The organism is Enterobacter sp. FB (assembly GCF_000805795.1).
Taxonomy (GTDB): Bacteria; Pseudomonadota; Gammaproteobacteria; order Enterobacterales; family Enterobacteriaceae; genus Enterobacter; species Enterobacter roggenkampii.
The window spans coordinates 64,915-81,115 of record NZ_JSZC01000014.1 but is presented as its reverse complement, the minus strand read 5'-3'; the positions used below and the strand labels follow the sequence as shown (position 1 = coordinate 81,115).

At 56.4% G+C, this 16,201-nt stretch carries 16 protein-coding genes; 13 read left to right on the top strand and 3 right to left on the bottom strand.

From position 1 onward, the window contains the following. Positions 1-84: 84 nt before the first annotated feature. Positions 85-2,505: a glycerol-3-phosphate 1-O-acyltransferase PlsB gene (gene plsB, locus PI91_RS20145; protein WP_021242749.1), complete on the bottom strand. Its 2,421-nt coding sequence runs from the start codon at positions 2,503-2,505 to the stop codon at positions 85-87. A gap of 154 nt (positions 2,506-2,659) precedes the next feature. On the opposite strand from plsB, the gene PI91_RS20140 reads away from it, so the two are divergent. The 4 genes from PI91_RS20140 to PI91_RS20125 all read left to right on the top strand — a co-directional run bounded on the left by PI91_RS20140 (position 2,660) and on the right by PI91_RS20125 (position 5,476). After that, positions 2,660-3,028, top strand: coding sequence for a diacylglycerol kinase (locus tag PI91_RS20140; RefSeq protein ID WP_021242750.1), 369 nt, complete (start codon positions 2,660-2,662; stop codon positions 3,026-3,028). A gap of 108 nt (positions 3,029-3,136) precedes the next feature. After that, a complete protein-coding gene (gene lexA, locus PI91_RS20135) occupies positions 3,137-3,745 on the top strand; it encodes a transcriptional repressor LexA (RefSeq protein ID WP_008503366.1) in 609 nt (202 codons plus the stop codon). Positions 3,746-3,808: 63 nt separating this feature from the next. Further along, on the top strand, positions 3,809-5,146 hold the full coding sequence (gene dinF / locus PI91_RS20130) for an MATE family efflux transporter DinF (RefSeq protein ID WP_021242751.1): 1,338 nt from the start codon (positions 3,809-3,811) through the stop codon (positions 5,144-5,146). 120 nt (positions 5,147-5,266) lie between these two features. Continuing rightward, the gene (locus PI91_RS20125) at positions 5,267-5,476 is read left to right on the top strand and encodes a CsbD family protein (protein WP_014830284.1); all 210 of its coding nucleotides are present in this window, start codon (positions 5,267-5,269) and stop codon (positions 5,474-5,476) included. A 69-nt stretch (positions 5,477-5,545) separates the two neighbouring features. Here the strand turns inward: PI91_RS20125 and zur are convergent, their stop codons facing one another. Continuing rightward, positions 5,546-6,058, bottom strand: coding sequence for a zinc uptake transcriptional repressor Zur (gene zur / locus PI91_RS20120; protein WP_008503369.1), 513 nt, complete (start codon positions 6,056-6,058; stop codon positions 5,546-5,548). Positions 6,059-6,173: 115 nt separating this feature from the next. Here zur and PI91_RS20115 point away from each other — a divergent pair, with 115 nt between their 5' ends. From PI91_RS20115 to pspG, 4 genes are all read left to right on the top strand, one after another. Further along, positions 6,174-6,662 carry a cupin domain-containing protein gene (locus PI91_RS20115; protein ID WP_023345267.1) on the top strand — a complete coding sequence of 163 codons (489 nt, stop codon included), beginning with the start codon at positions 6,174-6,176 and terminating at the stop codon, positions 6,660-6,662. Between the two features lie 172 nt (positions 6,663-6,834). Continuing rightward, positions 6,835-8,145, top strand: a complete 1,311-nt coding sequence (locus PI91_RS20110) for a conjugal transfer protein TraF (RefSeq protein ID WP_039266979.1) — start codon at positions 6,835-6,837, stop codon at positions 8,143-8,145. Positions 8,146-8,227: 82 nt separating this feature from the next. Beyond that, complete coding sequence (dusA, locus tag PI91_RS20105; RefSeq protein WP_039266978.1) at positions 8,228-9,223, top strand: tRNA dihydrouridine(20/20a) synthase DusA; 996 nt, start codon at positions 8,228-8,230, stop codon at positions 9,221-9,223. Positions 9,224-9,359: 136 nt separating this feature from the next. Further along, on the top strand, positions 9,360-9,602 hold the full coding sequence (gene pspG / locus PI91_RS20100; protein ID WP_023293521.1) for an envelope stress response protein PspG: 243 nt from the start codon (positions 9,360-9,362) through the stop codon (positions 9,600-9,602). 184 nt (positions 9,603-9,786) lie between these two features. Here pspG and PI91_RS20095 read toward each other — a convergent pair whose 3' ends face one another. After that, positions 9,787-10,770 carry a quinone oxidoreductase gene (locus PI91_RS20095; RefSeq protein ID WP_008503374.1) on the bottom strand — a complete coding sequence of 328 codons (984 nt, stop codon included), beginning with the start codon at positions 10,768-10,770 and terminating at the stop codon, positions 9,787-9,789. 60 nt (positions 10,771-10,830) lie between these two features. Here PI91_RS20095 and dnaB point away from each other — a divergent pair, with 60 nt between their 5' ends. From dnaB to tyrB, 5 genes are all read left to right on the top strand, one after another. Further along, on the top strand, positions 10,831-12,243 hold the full coding sequence (dnaB, locus tag PI91_RS20090; RefSeq protein WP_008503375.1) for a replicative DNA helicase: 1,413 nt from the start codon (positions 10,831-10,833) through the stop codon (positions 12,241-12,243). Positions 12,244-12,259: 16 nt separating this feature from the next. Next, on the top strand, positions 12,260-13,339 hold the full coding sequence (alr, locus tag PI91_RS20085; RefSeq protein ID WP_008503376.1) for an alanine racemase: 1,080 nt from the start codon (positions 12,260-12,262) through the stop codon (positions 13,337-13,339). 22 nt (positions 13,340-13,361) lie between these two features. After that, on the top strand, positions 13,362-13,919 hold the full coding sequence (gene pnuC, locus PI91_RS20080; RefSeq protein ID WP_023293520.1) for a nicotinamide riboside transporter PnuC: 558 nt from the start codon (positions 13,362-13,364) through the stop codon (positions 13,917-13,919). Beyond that, positions 13,916-14,926: an AAA family ATPase gene (locus tag PI91_RS20075; RefSeq protein WP_008503378.1), complete on the top strand. Its 1,011-nt coding sequence runs from the start codon at positions 13,916-13,918 to the stop codon at positions 14,924-14,926. Before pnuC ends, PI91_RS20075 begins: the two co-directional genes overlap by 4 nt. 75 nt (positions 14,927-15,001) lie before the next feature. Beyond that, a complete protein-coding gene (gene tyrB, locus PI91_RS20070) occupies positions 15,002-16,195 on the top strand; it encodes an aromatic amino acid transaminase (protein WP_039266977.1) in 1,194 nt (397 codons plus the stop codon). Positions 16,196-16,201 lie beyond the last annotated feature (6 nt).

The window sequence follows — 16,201 nt, the reverse complement described above, 5'->3', positions numbered from 1 at the left end:
GCAAAAAAAGGCCCGGTAGCGTCAGCGCTTACCGGGCCTTTTTATTATCCAGGGCGTCAGGCCGGGCCATAACCCGGCATTGTGTTACTCGCCCTGCGTGGCGCTCTCAATCGTTAAGCGCACGTCCGAGGTAATCAGCTCTGCCAGCATCTGGTACACCTTCAACGTCTCTTCCGGCTCGGCATCACCCGTATCGCTGATGAAGCCTTCATCGCGCAGCGTCAGCACCAGAGAACTGAAGACCGCTTTGTCGAAGAATTCAGGGGCGTTAATGCCGTGCAGAACGGACAGGCGCTGGGCCAGCGTCCGGCTCTCTTTCTCCAGCGTACCGCGGTTGATGGACGGGTTCGCGCTCAGCAGCCAGAACGTGATGGCGTAGCGCTGCAGCGTTTCGCGCGCACCGGCCGCCAGCAGCTGCAGGGTGCGGGAGCGTGACGGATTGATGTGCAGCTCGTCGTTGTTCAGGGTAATCAGCCCCTGGCGACGCATCTCTTCCGTCATCTTATCCAGTTCTGTCGCCAGCTCATCCTTACTCCAGCGCAGGAACAGCTCCGCTTTCAGCATCGGATAGATGGTCTCAAGATGGCGCAATAGCTCCTGACGGGAGATATGACGATGCTGGGTAATAATGGCGGCCATGAGCGACGGCAGCATCAGCATATGCGTGATGTTGTTGCGGTAGTAGGTCATCAGCACCGCCTGCTCGCGCGGCAGAATGATGATGTCGCCGATCGTGTCCTTCTCCACTTCAAACTTGTTCATCTGCAACGCGTGATCGATAAGTTCACTGGCGGTTGCAGAAGGCACGGTCGAGTCAACCGAATACGGCACGTTACGCATCATGTCCAGATAGCAATCCAGCTGCTCCGTAAGCTGTTCACGGGTCAGCGAGCGCTGACGCGAAGCCAGAAGTGCCGTACAGCACAGGTTCATGGCGTTAGCCGCACCGGCGTTGTTAATGCGCACCATCAGCTCGGATGCGATGCCGTTAACCGTTGGCGTCAGCCAGGCCGGACGCACCGCTTCGATAGGATCGATGGACTCGCGCCATTCCGGCACATGATGGTTCAGGTAGGTCATCAGCGGCATCGGCTCGCCGAAGTTCACGTAGCCCTGACCGAGATTACGCAGCTTGCTCAAGCCGCGCAGCATCTGCGGCAGGCTCTCTTTCTCTTTGGTCGCACCGCGCAGCTCTTTCGCGTACGTGCCCACTTCCATCACGTGCTCGTAGCCGATGTAGATAGGCACCAGCGTGATCGGACGGGTGCCTCCGCGCAGCATGGCCTGGATGGTCATCGACAGCGTGCCGGTCTTCGGATCGAGCAGACGACCGGTACGGGAACGACCGCCCTCCACGAAGTACTCCACGGAATAGCCGCGGCTGAACAGCTCGCCAAGATACTCGCGGAACACGGTGGAGTAGAGCTTGTTGCCCTTGAAGGTACGACGAATAAAGAACGCGCCCAGGCGACGGAAAATCGGGCCCGCGGGCCAGAAGTTCAGGTTGATACCGGCTGCGATGTGCGGTGGCACCAGCCCCTGGTGATAGAGCACGTAGGAAAGGAGCAGGTAGTCCATGTGGCTGCGGTGGCAGGGGACATAGACAATCTCATGGCCATCGTGCGCCAGCTGACGCACGCGCTCGGCGTTATGCACGTTGATGCCCTGATACAGGCGGTTCCAGGTAAAGCCAAGAATACGATCGGACAGGCGAATCATCTCGTAAGAGAAGTTCGCTGCGATCTCTTCCATCAGCGCAATGGCGTTCTGCTGAGCTTTCTCATGCGAAATTTTCTTGCTGCGCGCTTCATCTTCAACGGCGCGGGCGATCGCTTTTGAAGCCAGCAGCTTGTTGAACAGATCCTGACGCGCCGGGAGGCGTGGCCCTACGGCAGCCAGGCGCTGACGGGCGAAGTGCATACGCGCCACGCGCGCCAGTTTTTGCGCGATGATCTTGTCGGTGCCGTGCTCGTCCGCCATGCGACGCAGCGAAACGGAAGGAGAGAAGCGCACAAAGCTGTCGCGTCCCAGCCAGGAGACCGCGAAGAACTTCTGGATGCCGTTAAGCATGCGCAGCGGCGGATTCTCTTCGCCTTTTTCACGACCCGGACGACGACCAAACATCACCGATACCGGCACCATCTGCACATCCAGATCGGGGTTGCTGCGGTGCAGGTCGAGATAGTCATGGAACAGCTTGATGGACTCTTCTTTCGGCGTGTAATAGGTAAACACGCGCGGCCCGCCGTGGATGAAGACGTAGCGCGGCAGCAGCGTACCGTCAACTTCCAGCGGTTCAAGCGGGTCAGGTAAGTCATGCGCCAGACACTGGGCGCGAAGCGTCAGTAAGTCTGCCTTCGAGTTATAAGGCAAAACGTACATAATAGGGCGCGACGTATCGAGCCCCAGTTCCAGCGCGGGTTCTGCTGGGATAGACTTGCTTTTTACCAGGATGCTTAATGGTAAATTAAGTAATTTGTAGTAAATTCGTGGCCAGCCGGACATAAACGATGTAAAGCCTCTGGTTAATAATGCAATTGCGGCGCAAGGATAACAGAAAGCGCGCAAAATTTCTGTTGTTACCCGTCATACTTCAGGCTGTAGCGAAACGCGCTCCGCCTCATGTTAATGACGCTCTTTTTTAAAAAAGGTTCTTTTAATGGCCAATAATACCACTGGGTTAACGCGTATCATCAAAGCCGCCGGCTATTCATGGAAAGGTTTCCGTGCCGCATGGGTCAACGAAGCCGCTTTTCGCCAGGAGGGCGTCGCCGCAATCATCGCGGTGATCGTCGCCTGTTTCCTTGATGTTGATGCGATTACCCGCGTACTGCTTATCGGTTCCGTACTTCTGGTGATGATAGTGGAAATTCTTAATAGCGCTATTGAGGCCGTTGTTGATCGCATTGGTTCCGATTTCCATGAGCTTTCTGGCCGTGCAAAAGACATGGGCTCTGCTGCCGTGTTGCTGGCGATTATCACTGCCGTTATCACCTGGGTCACCCTGCTTTGGTCACATTTCCGATGAGCCTCGAGGAATAATTAAGTCCCTGGTTTTTTGTGCAGTTTTTGGTTCCAAAATCGCCTTTGACTGTATATACTCACAGCATAACTGTATATACACCCAGGGGGCGGAATGAAAGCGTTAACGACCAGGCAGCAAGAGGTGTTTGATCTCATTCGGGATCATATCGGCCAGACGGGTATGCCACCCACGCGTGCGGAAATCGCGCAGCGTCTGGGCTTCCGTTCTCCGAATGCTGCCGAGGAACACCTGAAAGCGCTGGCGCGTAAGGGTGTGATTGAGATTGTGTCAGGCGCGTCGCGTGGTATCCGCCTGCTGGTGGAAGAAGAGACGGGCATTCCGCTGATAGGTCGTGTTGCTGCAGGTGAGCCGCTGCTGGCACAACAGCATATTGAAGGTCACTACCAGGTCGATCCCGGCATGTTCAAACCGAGCGCTGATTTCCTGCTGCGCGTCAGCGGCATGTCGATGAAAGACATCGGCATTCTTGATGGCGATCTGCTTGCGGTGCATAAAACTCAGGACGTGCGAAACGGCCAGGTCGTGGTCGCACGCATTGATGACGAAGTGACCGTTAAGCGTCTGAAAAAGCAGGGTAACACTGTTCAGTTGCTGCCCGAAAACAGCGAGTTCACCCCGATTGTGGTCGACCTCCGCGAACAGAGCTTCTCTATTGAAGGTCTGGCGGTAGGCGTGATTCGCAACGGTGAATGGCTGTAATCTCTTCCTGACAGGCTATGGCACCGCTGTAGCCTGATTCATTCCCCACTCCCGGTATCTTTCATGTCACTGCTGACGGCATCCGATAAGGCATTGTGGCGTCTTGCTCTGCCGATGATTTTCTCCAATATTACCGTGCCCTTGCTGGGGCTGGTTGATACTGCCGTTATAGGCCATCTTGATTCACCGGTTTATCTTGGCGGCGTGGCGATTGGCGCGACGGCAACCAGCTTCCTGTTTATGCTGCTGCTCTTTTTGCGCATGAGTACCACCGGTCTTACCGCACAGGCTTATGGCGCGAAAGATCCGCTGCGTCTGGCGCGCGCACTGGTGCAGCCGCTGATCCTCGCGCTTGGCGCGGGTGCGTTAATCGTTGTATTGCGGGCCCCCCTGATCGATCTTGCGCTTCATATCGTCGGTGGCAGCGAAGCGGTACTGGCGCAGGCGCGACGGTTCCTGGAAATCCGCTGGCTCAGCGCACCCGCCTCGCTGGCAAACCTGGTTCTGCTGGGGTGGCTACTGGGCGTGCAGTACGCCCGCGCGCCCGTGATTTTGCTGGTGGTGGGTAATCTGCTCAACATTGTTCTGGACGTCTGGCTGGTCATGGGTCTGCATATGAACGTGCAGGGCGCGGCGCTGGCGACGGCGATTGCCGAATACGGGACCTTTATCATTGGCTTGTGGATGGTCCGGCGTGTGCTGGCCATGCGCGGGATCTCCCTGGCGCTGCTCAAAACCGCATGGCGCGGCAATATCCGTAAGCTGCTGGCGCTCAACCGTGACATCATGTTGCGCTCGCTTCTTCTTCAGCTCTGCTTTGGTGCGCTGACGGTTTTCGGGGCTCGACTGGGGCCGGAAATCGTTGCGGTGAATGCGGTATTGATGACGCTTCTGACCTTTACCGCCTATGCGCTGGACGGCTTTGCCTACGCGGTTGAAGCGCATTCCGGACAGGCGTACGGCGCGCGCGAAAGCGGGCAGCTACGGGAGGTCTGGCGGGCTGCCTGCCGTCAGTCGGGGCTGGTGGCGCTGGCCTTTGGTCTGGTTTACGCCTGCTTCGGTGAGCAGATCGTTGCATTGCTTACCTCTCTCCCTGCGCTGCGCGAGCTGGCGAGCCACTATCTCATCTGGCAAGTCGTCTTACCGGTGGTTGGCGTCTGGTGTTATCTGCTGGACGGCATGTTTATTGGGGCGACGCGCGGAGCCGAAATGCGCAACAGTATGGCTGTCGCGGCGGCCGGATTTGGCCTGACGCTCCTGACGCTCCCCTGGCTGGGGAATCATGGTTTATGGCTGGCCCTGGCCGTCTTCCTCTCGCTGCGCGGATTATCGCTGGCGTTTATCTGGCACCGACACTGGCAAAACAATACCTGGTTTCCCTCGCGCTCCGATATATCGTGACGGTTAAAGATTCCGAATATGAAATTAACCACGGAATCCTTAACTACAATAATTATCACGTCCAGCAGAAAAGAACGTAACGGACGTTACGACCCGACGCTTAACGAAGAGGACACGATGATGAATAAAGACGAAATCGGCGGCAACTGGAAGCAGTTCAAAGGTAAAGCGAAAGAACAGTGGGGTAAGCTGACGGATGACGACATGACCGTCATCGAAGGTAAACGCGATCAGCTTGTCGGTAAAATCCAGGAGCGTTACGGCTACGCAAAAGACCAGGCGGAAAAAGAAGTGGGCGACTGGGAAAAACGCAACGACTACCGCTGGTAACCGGGCTACACCCGAAAGTACAAGGAAGTACACCCTGAGGGCGGCCATGAGCCGCCTTTTCTTTTGCCGCTAACGCGGCTTTTTCTTCACCAGGATAGAGTGGTCGTGCTGACACGCGTCCTGATGGCGACAGGCTTCCACCTCCACGCACGCGGAACAGAGCCCGTGCGCTTCAATCACGTTATGACGCAGGGCAAAGCCCATTTTCGCTGCCAGCGTATGCATAATATCTTCCACGCCTTCCGCAGCCTCTTCTTTCACCACGCCGCAGCGGTCACAGATAAACATCGCCGACGTGTGGGTGGGCTGATCAAACAGATGGCATAGCACATAGCTGTTGGTGGATTCCACCTTGTGCACGAACCCTTGTTCAAGCAGGAAATCCAGCGCGCGATAGACCGTCGGCGGCTTTGCCTGCGGCTCGCTTTCGCGGAGCAGATCCAGAAGATCGTAGGCGCTGATGGCACCCTGCTGCAGGCTCATCAGACGTAATACTTCAAGGCGCTGCGGAGTCAGGCGCACATTGCGTTGCGCACACAGCTTTTCGGCCTGCGCTAACAGCTCTTTTGTGGACTTATCCATGTAGCACCCCGGATGTTATAGGACGGAAAACCTTCACTTTATCATGTTCTGCTAAAAACACCGAGATCCGCCAGTCTGTGCTATACCTGACCCATCGAAAACCGGGAGAACCAGAATGAAAAGACCTGACTGCATTCGACACTGGCGCGACGTGGAAGGCGCGGATGACTCGACCTACCCCGACAGCCATGAGCTTTTTTCCATTGGTGCTCCGCTGGCTCGCAAGCTTGGGCTCGGGCGTATTGGCATCCATCATGAGCGCCTGCCGCCTGGGCGCAGAACGTCCTATCCGCATGCGGAGAGCGACGAAGAAGAGTTTGTTTACGTGCTCGAAGGCTACCCTGAAGCCTGGATTAACGGCTACTTGTGGAAACTGGAGCCTGGCGACAGCGTAGGCTTTCCCGCCGGAACCGGCATCTGTCATACCTTTATCAACAACACGGACGATGAGGTTCGGCTCCTGGTCGTTGGCGAGGCCAACAAGAAGCACAACCGCATCTACTACCCGCTCAACCCCGTGTATGCCGCCACGCGGGAAGATCGCTGGGTAGATCATCCCCCGCAGTTTTTTGGGCCGCATGATGGAAAACCTGGGAAAAAATAATTTCCTCTTCTATAAATATTGAGGGCCGTCACAAAATATAACAGGCCGTAAGGGAGTTTTACTTAGGGAAAGAAATAGCGGGTCTTTTACTACTTATTCACAGCAATAGTTCGTTCCTGTTTGGGTGATAACAGACAGGGGTTATTTCATAACAGACTATAACGGGCATACTGTGAAAAAAAATTTTAAATTTTCGGTGGTTAGCATTGCTGTCTCCTTGTTTATGGCAAATCAGGCGGGAGCAGCCATTACCTGGACAGAATCACGCAGCGACGCAATGGGTGGCACCGGCGTGGCTTCGGGAAGCTATGGTAGTGGGGCGTTAATCAACCCCGCGCTGCTGGCAAAGGCAAAACCGGACGATGATGTGACGGTCATATTGCCTTCGGTTGGCGCGCAAATCACGGATGAAGACAATCTTCAGGACGAGATTGATAACATCAACGACAAAATTAATCACTACAAGGATGTGGTTGATAATCTCACGCCACGAGAAATTATCACCAATCCATTAGGTTCCATTAATCAATTCCAGGGCGCGGCCAAAGATCTGGCCGATGAGCTGGACTATCTCAAAGGCAAAACCGCACGCGCAACGGCAGGGGCAGGGCTTGCGGTGAGTATCCCTAACGATGTCCTTTCGGTAGCCTTCATGGCGAAAGGCTATGCCCATGGCCGGGTGAGCTCGTCTATCGATCAGCAAGATATTGATTACCTTCGCCGTATTCAACGAAGCAATGTCGTGGCTGCCGGTGTCGCGCTGGACGCTGCGCTGAATGGTACGGATCAGATCACCAAAAACCTCAACTCAACGGCATCCGGCCGGGCGGCGATAGTCTCCGATTACGGTGTTGCTGTTGCCCGTCAGTTCGATCTGGGTGGCGTCCCGGTTTCCGTGGGGGTTACGCCAAAACTGCAAAAAACCTGGGTCTATAACTACACCACGTCAATCTACGATTACGACAGTAACAAGTGGAACGACAGCCGCTACCGCACTGACGATACGGGCTTCAACGTGGATGCCGGTATTGCGGCCGATTTCGGCGAACACTGGACCGTGGGCGTGAGCGGACAAAACCTGATGTCGCGTGATATCGACACCAAAGACATCCGTATCCGCAACGGCCGTACGGGAGAAGTGGTGAGCTATAAAGACACCTACCAGATCCGTCCGCTGGTGACCGCCGGTGCTGCCTGGCACAACGACCTGGTGACGCTGACCGCCGATGGCGATCTGACCGAAACCAAAGGCTTCAAGAGCGAAGATACATCGCAGTACGTGGGTGTCGGTGCCGAGGTGACGCCGCTGAGCTGGCTGGCGGTGCGTGCGGGTTATCGTGCCGACGTGAAGGGTAACGACAGCAATGTCTTTACCGGCGGTGTCGGTTTCGCGCCGTTTAGCACCGTGCATGTTGACCTGATGGGCCTGTACGGTGAAGACGAAACCTGGGGCGCAGGGGCTCAGCTGAGCATGACGTTCTAAAGTCCACCGGAGGCGCTGCGCCTCCGGCTTTTCTTTGTGCTATAGTAGCGCCCCTTTTCCACCAGATGCTTAAAACTTCGCCATGTCGTCAGAATTACAGACCGCTTTCCCTGCACACCGTTTTTCCATTGCGCCAATGCTCGACTGGACGGACAGACACTGCCGCTATTTCCTGCGCCAGCTCTCCCGCCATACGCTGCTGTACACCGAAATGGTGACCACAGGCGCAATCATTCACGGCAAGGGCGACTATCTGGCCTATAGCGAAGAAGAGCATCCGGTTGCCCTGCAGCTGGGCGGCAGCGATCCGGCCGCCCTGGCGCAGTGCGCGAAGCTGGCTGAAGCGCGCGGCTACGACGAGATCAACCTCAACGTTGGCTGCCCGTCCGATCGCGTGCAAAACGGTATGTTCGGCGCCTGCCTGATGGGGAACGCGCAGCTGGTGGCGGACTGTATCAAGGCGATGCGCGACGTCGTTTCCATTCCGGTGACGGTCAAAACCCGTATCGGGATTGACGACCAGGACAGCTACGAATTCCTGTGCGATTTCATCAATACGGTCTCCGGCAAGGGCGAATGCGAGATGTTCATCATCCATGCGCGAAAAGCCTGGCTCTCCGGCCTGAGCCCGAAAGAGAACCGTGAAATCCCGCCGCTGGACTACCCGCGCGTGTATCAGCTGAAGCGTGACTTCCCTCACCTGACCATGTCCATTAACGGCGGCATCAAGTCGCTGGAAGAGGCCAAAGCGCATCTTGAACATATGGATGGGGTGATGGTCGGGCGCGAGGCGTATCAGAACCCGGGCATTCTGGCGACGGTCGATCGCGAAATCTTTGGCATCGGAGGTGCAGACACCGATCCGGTTGGCGTCGTGCGTGCGATGTATCCTTACATTGAGCGCGAGCTGAGCAACGGTACGTATCTCGGCCATATCACTCGCCATATGCTTGGGCTGTTCCAGGGCATTCCGGGCGCGCGTCAGTGGCGTCGCTACCTGAGCGAAAACGCCCATAAAGCCGGGGCCGATATTGAGGTGCTGGAACATGCGTTGCGCCTGGTGGCGGACAAGCGATAACTTTCGCTAAAAGTTCGTCAAATTCACCACGCCCTGCGAATTCTCGCGGGGCGTTTTGTTTTAAGAACAACACGTTATGTCTGGCATGATTCTTGTAATGTTTGCTGCATCATTCGGGAACTCGTGGGAGAGCACCATGCTGGAACTACTTTTTGTGATTGGCTTTTTTGTCATGCTGTTAGCAACGGGCATTTCGCTGCTCGGCATTCTGGCGGCTATCGTGGTGGCGACGGTCGTCATGTTTATTGGCGGATTGTTTGCCCTGACGATCAAACTGCTGCCGTGGTTACTGCTGGCCGTCGCGGCGGTGTGGGTGATACGGGCGATTAAATCGCCAAAAGTGCCCAGTTATCAGCGCAATAACCGCTTCCGTTACTAAGGTATTGAGGGGTTCGTCACAGAGTTGTAACTTTTCCGGCAGCCTGGCTTAGAACAGAATAGGATTTACTTATCGAATCTGTCACTATGACTGCCGTTAAAGAATTCATCGCGCTGTACCCTACATACAGCCGAACTAAAAAAAGAAAGGGCTTCCCACGGGAAGCCCAATTTCTTTTTGGGGCTCAGGGAATCAACAAGCTCGATCCCTGCGTTGCCCGGCTCTCCAGCACCTCATGCGCGCGCTGCGCATCGGCTAGCGGGTATTTCTGCGCTTCTGCCACATCCACCTTAATGACGCCGCTGGCGATCAGCGAGAACAGCTCGTTGCTGGCTTCCTCAAGTTCTTCCCGGTTGGTGATGTAGCCTTGCAGGGAAGGGCGCGTGACGTACAGCGAGCCTTTCTGGTTAAGGATGCCGAGATTCACGCCGGTGACTGCGCCTGACGCATTCCCGAAGCTCACCATCAGCCCACGACGCTGCAGGCAGTCCAGCGACGCTTCCCAGGTATCTTTCCCTACCGAGTCATACACCACGCGCACCTTTTTGCCGCTGGTGATCTCCTTCAGCCGTTCGACAATGCTCTCTTCACGGTAGTTAATCACCTGCCAGGCGCCCGCCTGCAGCGCGCGCTGGGCTTTTTGGGCATTGCCCACGGTGCCGATCAGTTTTGCGCCCAGCGCTTTTGCCCACTGACAGGCGATGAGCCCGACGCCACCCGCCGCGGCATGAAACAGGAACTGCTCGTCGGGTTTAATTTCATAGGTTTTGCGCAGCAGGTAGTAAACGGTTAACCCTTTCAGAAAGGAGGCCGCCGCCTGCTCAAAGGAGATGGCGTTGGGCAGCAGGGCGGCTTTATCCGCCGGGACGTTGTGGACGGAGCTGTAAGCGCCCAGCGGAGATTGCGCGTACACCACGCGGTCGCCTTCTTTAATATGCTTAACTGCGCTGCCCACTTTGACGACGACGCCGGCCGCCTCGGTGCCCAGTCCGCTCGGCATCGACGGAGGCGGGTAGAGCCCGCCGCGAATATAGGTGTCGATGTAGTTTATGCCGATGGCTTTGTTTTCAACCTGCACTTCGTTTTCGCCAGGCGCGGTGGGGGTGAACTCCACCGCGTTGAGTACGTCAGGGCCACCATGCTTGTGAAATTCAATACGTGTTGCCATGCTTCCTCCAGAATGTGGTAATCTTTCGACCCACTCTTTATCTCGGTAACTCCATTCACTATGGCAGGAAACAAACCCTTCAACAAACAGACTGAACCTCGCGAGCGTGATTTCCAGGTCGCAGGGTTAAAAGTCCCGCCGCACTCGATTGAAGCGGAACAGTCGGTGTTGGGCGGTTTAATGCTGGATAACGAGCGCTGGGACGACGTCGCCGAGCGCGTGGTGTCTGAGGATTTCTACACCCGTCCGCACCGTCATATCTTTACCGAAATGGCGCGCCTGCAGGAGTCGGGTAGCCCGATTGACCTGATCACCCTCGCGGAATCGCTGGAGCGTCAGGGACAGCTGGACAGTGTCGGCGGGTTTGCCTATCTGGCAGAACTGTCAAAAAACACGCCAAGTGCGGCAAACATCAGCGCTTATGCCGACATCGTGCGTGAACGTGCCGTTGTCCGCGAGATGATCTCGGTGGCGAATGAGATCGCCGAAGCCGGTTTTGATCCGCAGGGTCGTACCAGTGAAGATCTGCTCGACCTTGCCGAGTCCCGCGTCTTCAAAATCGCCGAAAGCCGCGCTAACAAAGACGAAGGCCCCAAAAATATCGCCGACGTCCTCGACGCCACCGTTGCCCGTATCGAACAGCTGTTCCAGCAGCCGCACGACGGTGTGACCGGGGTGAACACTGGTTATGACGATCTCAACAAGAAAACCGCCGGTCTGCAGCCGTCGGATTTGATTATCGTCGCGGCGCGTCCGTCGATGGGTAAAACGACCTTTGCGATGAACCTCGTCGAAAACGCGGCGATGTTGCAGGATAAGCCGGTACTCATTTTCAGTCTTGAGATGCCCTCTGAGCAGATCATGATGCGTTCTCTGGCATCGCTGTCGCGCGTGGACCAGACCCGCATCCGTACCGGCCAGCTCGACGATGAGGACTGGGCGCGCATCTCCGGCACCATGGGCATTCTGCTGGAAAAACGTAACATCTATATTGATGACTCTTCCGGCCTGACGCCGACGGAAGTCCGTTCCCGCGCGCGTCGTATCGCCCGCGAACACGGCGGTATCGGCCTTATCATGATCGACTACCTTCAGCTGATGCGCGTCCCGTCGCTCTCCGACAACCGTACGCTGGAGATCGCCGAAATTTCCCGCTCGCTCAAGGCGTTAGCCAAAGAGCTGCACGTGCCGGTGGTGGCGCTGTCGCAGCTTAACCGCTCTCTGGAACAACGTGCAGACAAGCGCCCGGTCAACTCCGACCTGCGTGAATCCGGCTCCATCGAGCAGGATGCCGACTTAATCATGTTTATCTACCGTGATGAGGTTTATCACGAGAACAGCGACCTGAAAGGGATCGCCGAAATTATTATTGGTAAACAACGTAACGGCCCGATCGGGACGGTGCGTCTGACCTTTAACGGCCAGTGGTCGCGTTTCGACAACTATGCCGGTCCTCAATATGATGATGAGTAATTTCTAAGGAATTCAAATGCAAGCGGCAACTGTTGTCATTAACCGCCGCGCTCTGCGACACAACCTGCAACGTCTGCGTGAACTGGCACCCGCCAGCAAGCTCGTTGCAGTCGTGAAAGCGAACGCTTACGGACACGGTCTTCTTGAGACCGCGCGAACGCTCCCCGATGCCGACGCCTTTGGCGTCGCCCGTCTTGAAGAAGCCCTCCGCCTGCGCGCGGGGGGGATTACCCAGCCGATTCTGCTCCTCGAAGGCTTTTTCGAAGCCGCCGATCTGCCAACTATCGCGGATCAGCATCTGCACACGGCGGTACACAACGAAGAACAGCTGGCCGCGCTGGAAACCGCTGAGCTGAGCGAGCCGGTGACCGTGTGGATGAAGCTTGATACGGGCATGCACCGTCTGGGCGTGCGTCCGGAAAGCGCCGAAGCGTTTTATCAGCGTTTATGCCGGTGCAAAAACGTGCGCCAGCCGGTGAATATTGTCAGCCACTTCGCCCGTGCCGATGAGCCCGAGTGCGGTGCGACCGAGCGACAGCTGGATATCTTTAATACCTTCTGCGAAGGCAAGCCGGGGATGCGCTCGATCGCCGCATCCGGCGGTATTCTGCTGTGGCCGCAGTCGCATTTCGACTGGGCGCGACCGGGCATCATTCTTTACGGCGTGTCGCCGCTGGAGAATAAACCCTGGGGACCGGACATGGGTTTCCAGCCGGTGATGTCTCTGGTGTCTACTCTGATTGCCGTGCGTGAACACAAAGCCGGTGAACCGGTGGGCTATGGTGGCACCTGGACCAGCGAGCGCGACACGCGTCTCGGCGTGGTGGCGATGGGCTACGGCGACGGCTATCCGCGCGCTGCACCAACGGGTACGCCGGTGCTGGTCAACGGTCGCGAGGTGAAGATCGTTGGCCGCGTGGCGATGGACATGATTTGCGTCGATCTGGGGCCAGAAGCGCAGGATAAACCCGGCGACGATGTGGTGATGTGGGGGGAAGGTTTACCCGTTGAACGTATTGCTGAAATCACTAAAGTGAGTGCTTACGAACTTATCACCCGCCTGACGTCTCGGGTGGCGATGAAGTACATCGACTAACATTTCATTCCAGGGAAGGATAATGTCCCCTTCAGAAATCGCTGCATGTCTGGCCTATGCTCTCTCCGTCTGGCTGGCCGCCAGAAACAATATCCATACGTGGTGGATAGGCATCATCGGTAGCGGGCTTTATGCCTGGGTTTTCTATTCTGTGCAGCTTTATGCTGACGTTACCCTTCAGTTCTTTTTCATCATAACGAGCATAACCGGCTGGCTGCATTGGCTTAAAGGCAATCATGGAGAGGTCTTGCCTGTTCGTCGTACCAGACCGGGACATTTTTTTATGCTTTTAGCCTGCGCCGTAAGCGTAGCAGCGGCGTACGGGTGGATATTGCATCTCTATACCAATGCATGGGCCCCCTGGCTGGACTCCATCATTTTGACATTCAGCATTCTTGCTCAGTTTATGTTGATGGGACGGCGTCTGGAAAACTGGTACATCTGGCTTGCCGTTAACACGCTGGCAGTACCGCTGTACGCGACGAGAGAACTGTACCTGACCGCCGGTTTATATCTGGTGTTTTGGTTTAATGCGTGGCACGGACTGTATCAGTGGCGCAAGGAGATCCGTGCGCAATGACGCTGTATGCCAACGGCCTGGTGGTAGGCAAATTCGCACCATTACATGCAGGCCATGAAGCGCTTATCAATACGGCACTTGAGCAGTGCGAGACGGTCTGTATCATCAGCTATTCGTCGCCGGAAATACGCGGTTACGAACCTGAAAAGCGGCTTAACTGGTTAACAACGCGCTTTCCGCAATGTCGCCACCTCGTGCTTTCGCCGCATGTGTTGGCTGCATATGGCCTTGCGCCACCGCCACCGAATGACGCTGATGACGATCTTCACCGGCATTATGTTGCAACGCTGTGTGAGGACATTTTGCACTGTCAGCCAGAGGCGGTATTTACTGCCGAAGACTATGGAGACGGGTTTGCCGCTGTCCTGAGCCAGCGTTTCGGACGACCGGTTGCGCACGTGCGTCTCCAGCGTCAACGGGGACCAGAGGCCCCTTCGGGAACGCTCATCCGTTCTGATGTTCATCGTTATCGTAAGATGATGTCCCCAGAGGTGTACCGCAGCTTTGTTTTTCGTATCTGCTTATTAGGTGGAGAATCGACGGGCAAAAGCACTCTAGCAAAGGCTCTGGCGCAGACGCTAAACGTTCCGTACGTTGCAGAGTATGGCCGTGAACACTGGGAAGCGAAGAACGGTATCCTGGATCGGGAGGATTTGCTGCATATTGCCCGCGAGCAAGTACGTCGGGAAGCATTAGCCTGCACGGCGCCTTATCTGGTCTGTGATACCTCACCTTTAACGACCCTGTTTTACGCACTCGATCAGTTTGGCAGCGCGCCGCAGGCGTTAAAGGAGTTAGCTGAACGAGACTATGCGCTGGTCGTACTTTGCGGAGATGAATTTCCGTTTGTGCAGGATGGCACCCGGCAGGGCGAGGCGTTTCGCCATCGACAGCAAGTATGGTATGAAGCAGAGCTGTCGGCACGAAATATTCCTTTTCTGCGCGTGCGGGGCTCACTGCCTGAGCGAATCGATCACATTTGCCGATATATCCAGGGACCGATCTGATATCGCTCTCGACCTTCATCTGCTTCCGGTTTATTGTTGAAATCCCTGCCTCATCGAATTCCGGAGAACCATCGCGTGTTTCAGAAAGTTGACGCCTATGCCGGCGACCCTATCCTCTCCTTAATGGAGCGTTTCAAAGAAGATCCTCGCAGCGACAAAGTGAACCTCAGCATCGGTCTGTATTACAACGAGGAGGGCATTATTCCTCAATTAAAAGCCGTTGCCGAAGCCGAAGCGCGTCTGAACGCGGTTCCACACGGCGCGTCTCTTTATCTGCCGATGGAAGGGCTAAACGCTTATCGCAATACCATTGCACCGCTGCTGTTCGGCGCCGATCACGCTGTGCTCGCGCAAAAACGCGTGGCGACCATCCAGACGCTGGGCGGCTCGGGTGCGCTGAAAGTGGGTGCAGACTTCCTGAAAAAATACTTCCCTGATTCAGGCGTGTGGGTCAGCGACCCGACGTGGGAAAACCACGTTGCGATCTTCGAGGGCGCGGGCTTTAAGGTGGCGACCTATCCGTGGTTCGACAGCGAAACGAACGGCGTGCGCGTTGACGCGCTGCTGGAAAAGCTGAACACGCTGCCAGCGCGCAGTATTGTGCTGCTGCACCCATGCTGCCATAACCCAACCGGGGCGGATCTCACCAATGCCCAGTGGGATGCGGTGATCGAGGTGCTGAAGACCCGCGACCTGATCCCGTTCCTCGACATTGCCTACCAGGGCTTTGGCGCGGGTATGGAAGAAGACGCCTATGCCATCCGTGCCGCTGCCAGCGCCGGGCTGCCTGTACTGGTGAGTAACTCCTTCTCTAAGATCTTCTCCCTGTACGGTGAACGCGTTGGTGGCCTGTCCGTGGTGTGTGAAGACGCCGAAGCGGCGGGCCGCGTGCTGGGCCAGCTGAAAGCGACGGTGCGCCGTATCTACTCCAGCCCGCCAAACTTTGGTGCTCAGGTGGTGGCGACGGTTCTCGGTGACGAAACGCTGAAAGCCTCCTGGCTTGCCGAAGTGGAAGCGATGCGTAAGCGCATCCTGTCGATGCGTCAGGCGCTGGTTAACGTCCTGAAAGAGGCTGTGCCAGGGCATAACTTTGATTATCTGCTCAAGCAGCGCGGGATGTTCAGCTATACCGGACTGAGCGCGGCGCAGGTCGATCGCCTGCGCGAAGAGTTCGGTGTCTACCTGATCGCCAGCGGCCGTATGTGCGTGGCGGGCCTGAATGCCAGCAACGTTCACCGCGTGGCGCAGGCGTTTGCAGCTGTGATGTAAGTACTC

Excerpts from the sequence above, each read along its gene's own strand:
- plsB (WP_021242749.1), bottom strand. The coding sequence starts at position 2,505 with ATGTCCGGCTGGCCACGAATTTACTACAAATTACTTAATTTACCATTA.
- PI91_RS20140 (WP_021242750.1), top strand. The coding sequence starts at position 2,660 with ATGGCCAATAATACCACTGGGTTAACGCGTATCATCAAAGCCGCCGGC.
- lexA (WP_008503366.1), top strand. The coding sequence starts at position 3,137 with ATGAAAGCGTTAACGACCAGGCAGCAAGAGGTGTTTGATCTCATTCGG.
- dinF (WP_021242751.1), top strand. The coding sequence starts at position 3,809 with ATGTCACTGCTGACGGCATCCGATAAGGCATTGTGGCGTCTTGCTCTG.
- PI91_RS20125 (WP_014830284.1), top strand. The coding sequence starts at position 5,267 with ATGAATAAAGACGAAATCGGCGGCAACTGGAAGCAGTTCAAAGGTAAA.
- zur (WP_008503369.1), bottom strand. The coding sequence starts at position 6,058 with ATGGATAAGTCCACAAAAGAGCTGTTAGCGCAGGCCGAAAAGCTGTGT.
- PI91_RS20115 (WP_023345267.1), top strand. The coding sequence starts at position 6,174 with ATGAAAAGACCTGACTGCATTCGACACTGGCGCGACGTGGAAGGCGCG.
- dusA (WP_039266978.1), top strand. The coding sequence starts at position 8,228 with ATGTCGTCAGAATTACAGACCGCTTTCCCTGCACACCGTTTTTCCATT.
- pspG (WP_023293521.1), top strand. The coding sequence starts at position 9,360 with ATGCTGGAACTACTTTTTGTGATTGGCTTTTTTGTCATGCTGTTAGCA.
- PI91_RS20095 (WP_008503374.1), bottom strand. The coding sequence starts at position 10,770 with ATGGCAACACGTATTGAATTTCACAAGCATGGTGGCCCTGACGTACTC.
- dnaB (WP_008503375.1), top strand. The coding sequence starts at position 10,831 with ATGGCAGGAAACAAACCCTTCAACAAACAGACTGAACCTCGCGAGCGT.
- alr (WP_008503376.1), top strand. The coding sequence starts at position 12,260 with ATGCAAGCGGCAACTGTTGTCATTAACCGCCGCGCTCTGCGACACAAC.
- pnuC (WP_023293520.1), top strand. The coding sequence starts at position 13,362 with ATGTCCCCTTCAGAAATCGCTGCATGTCTGGCCTATGCTCTCTCCGTC.
- PI91_RS20075 (WP_008503378.1), top strand. The coding sequence starts at position 13,916 with ATGACGCTGTATGCCAACGGCCTGGTGGTAGGCAAATTCGCACCATTA.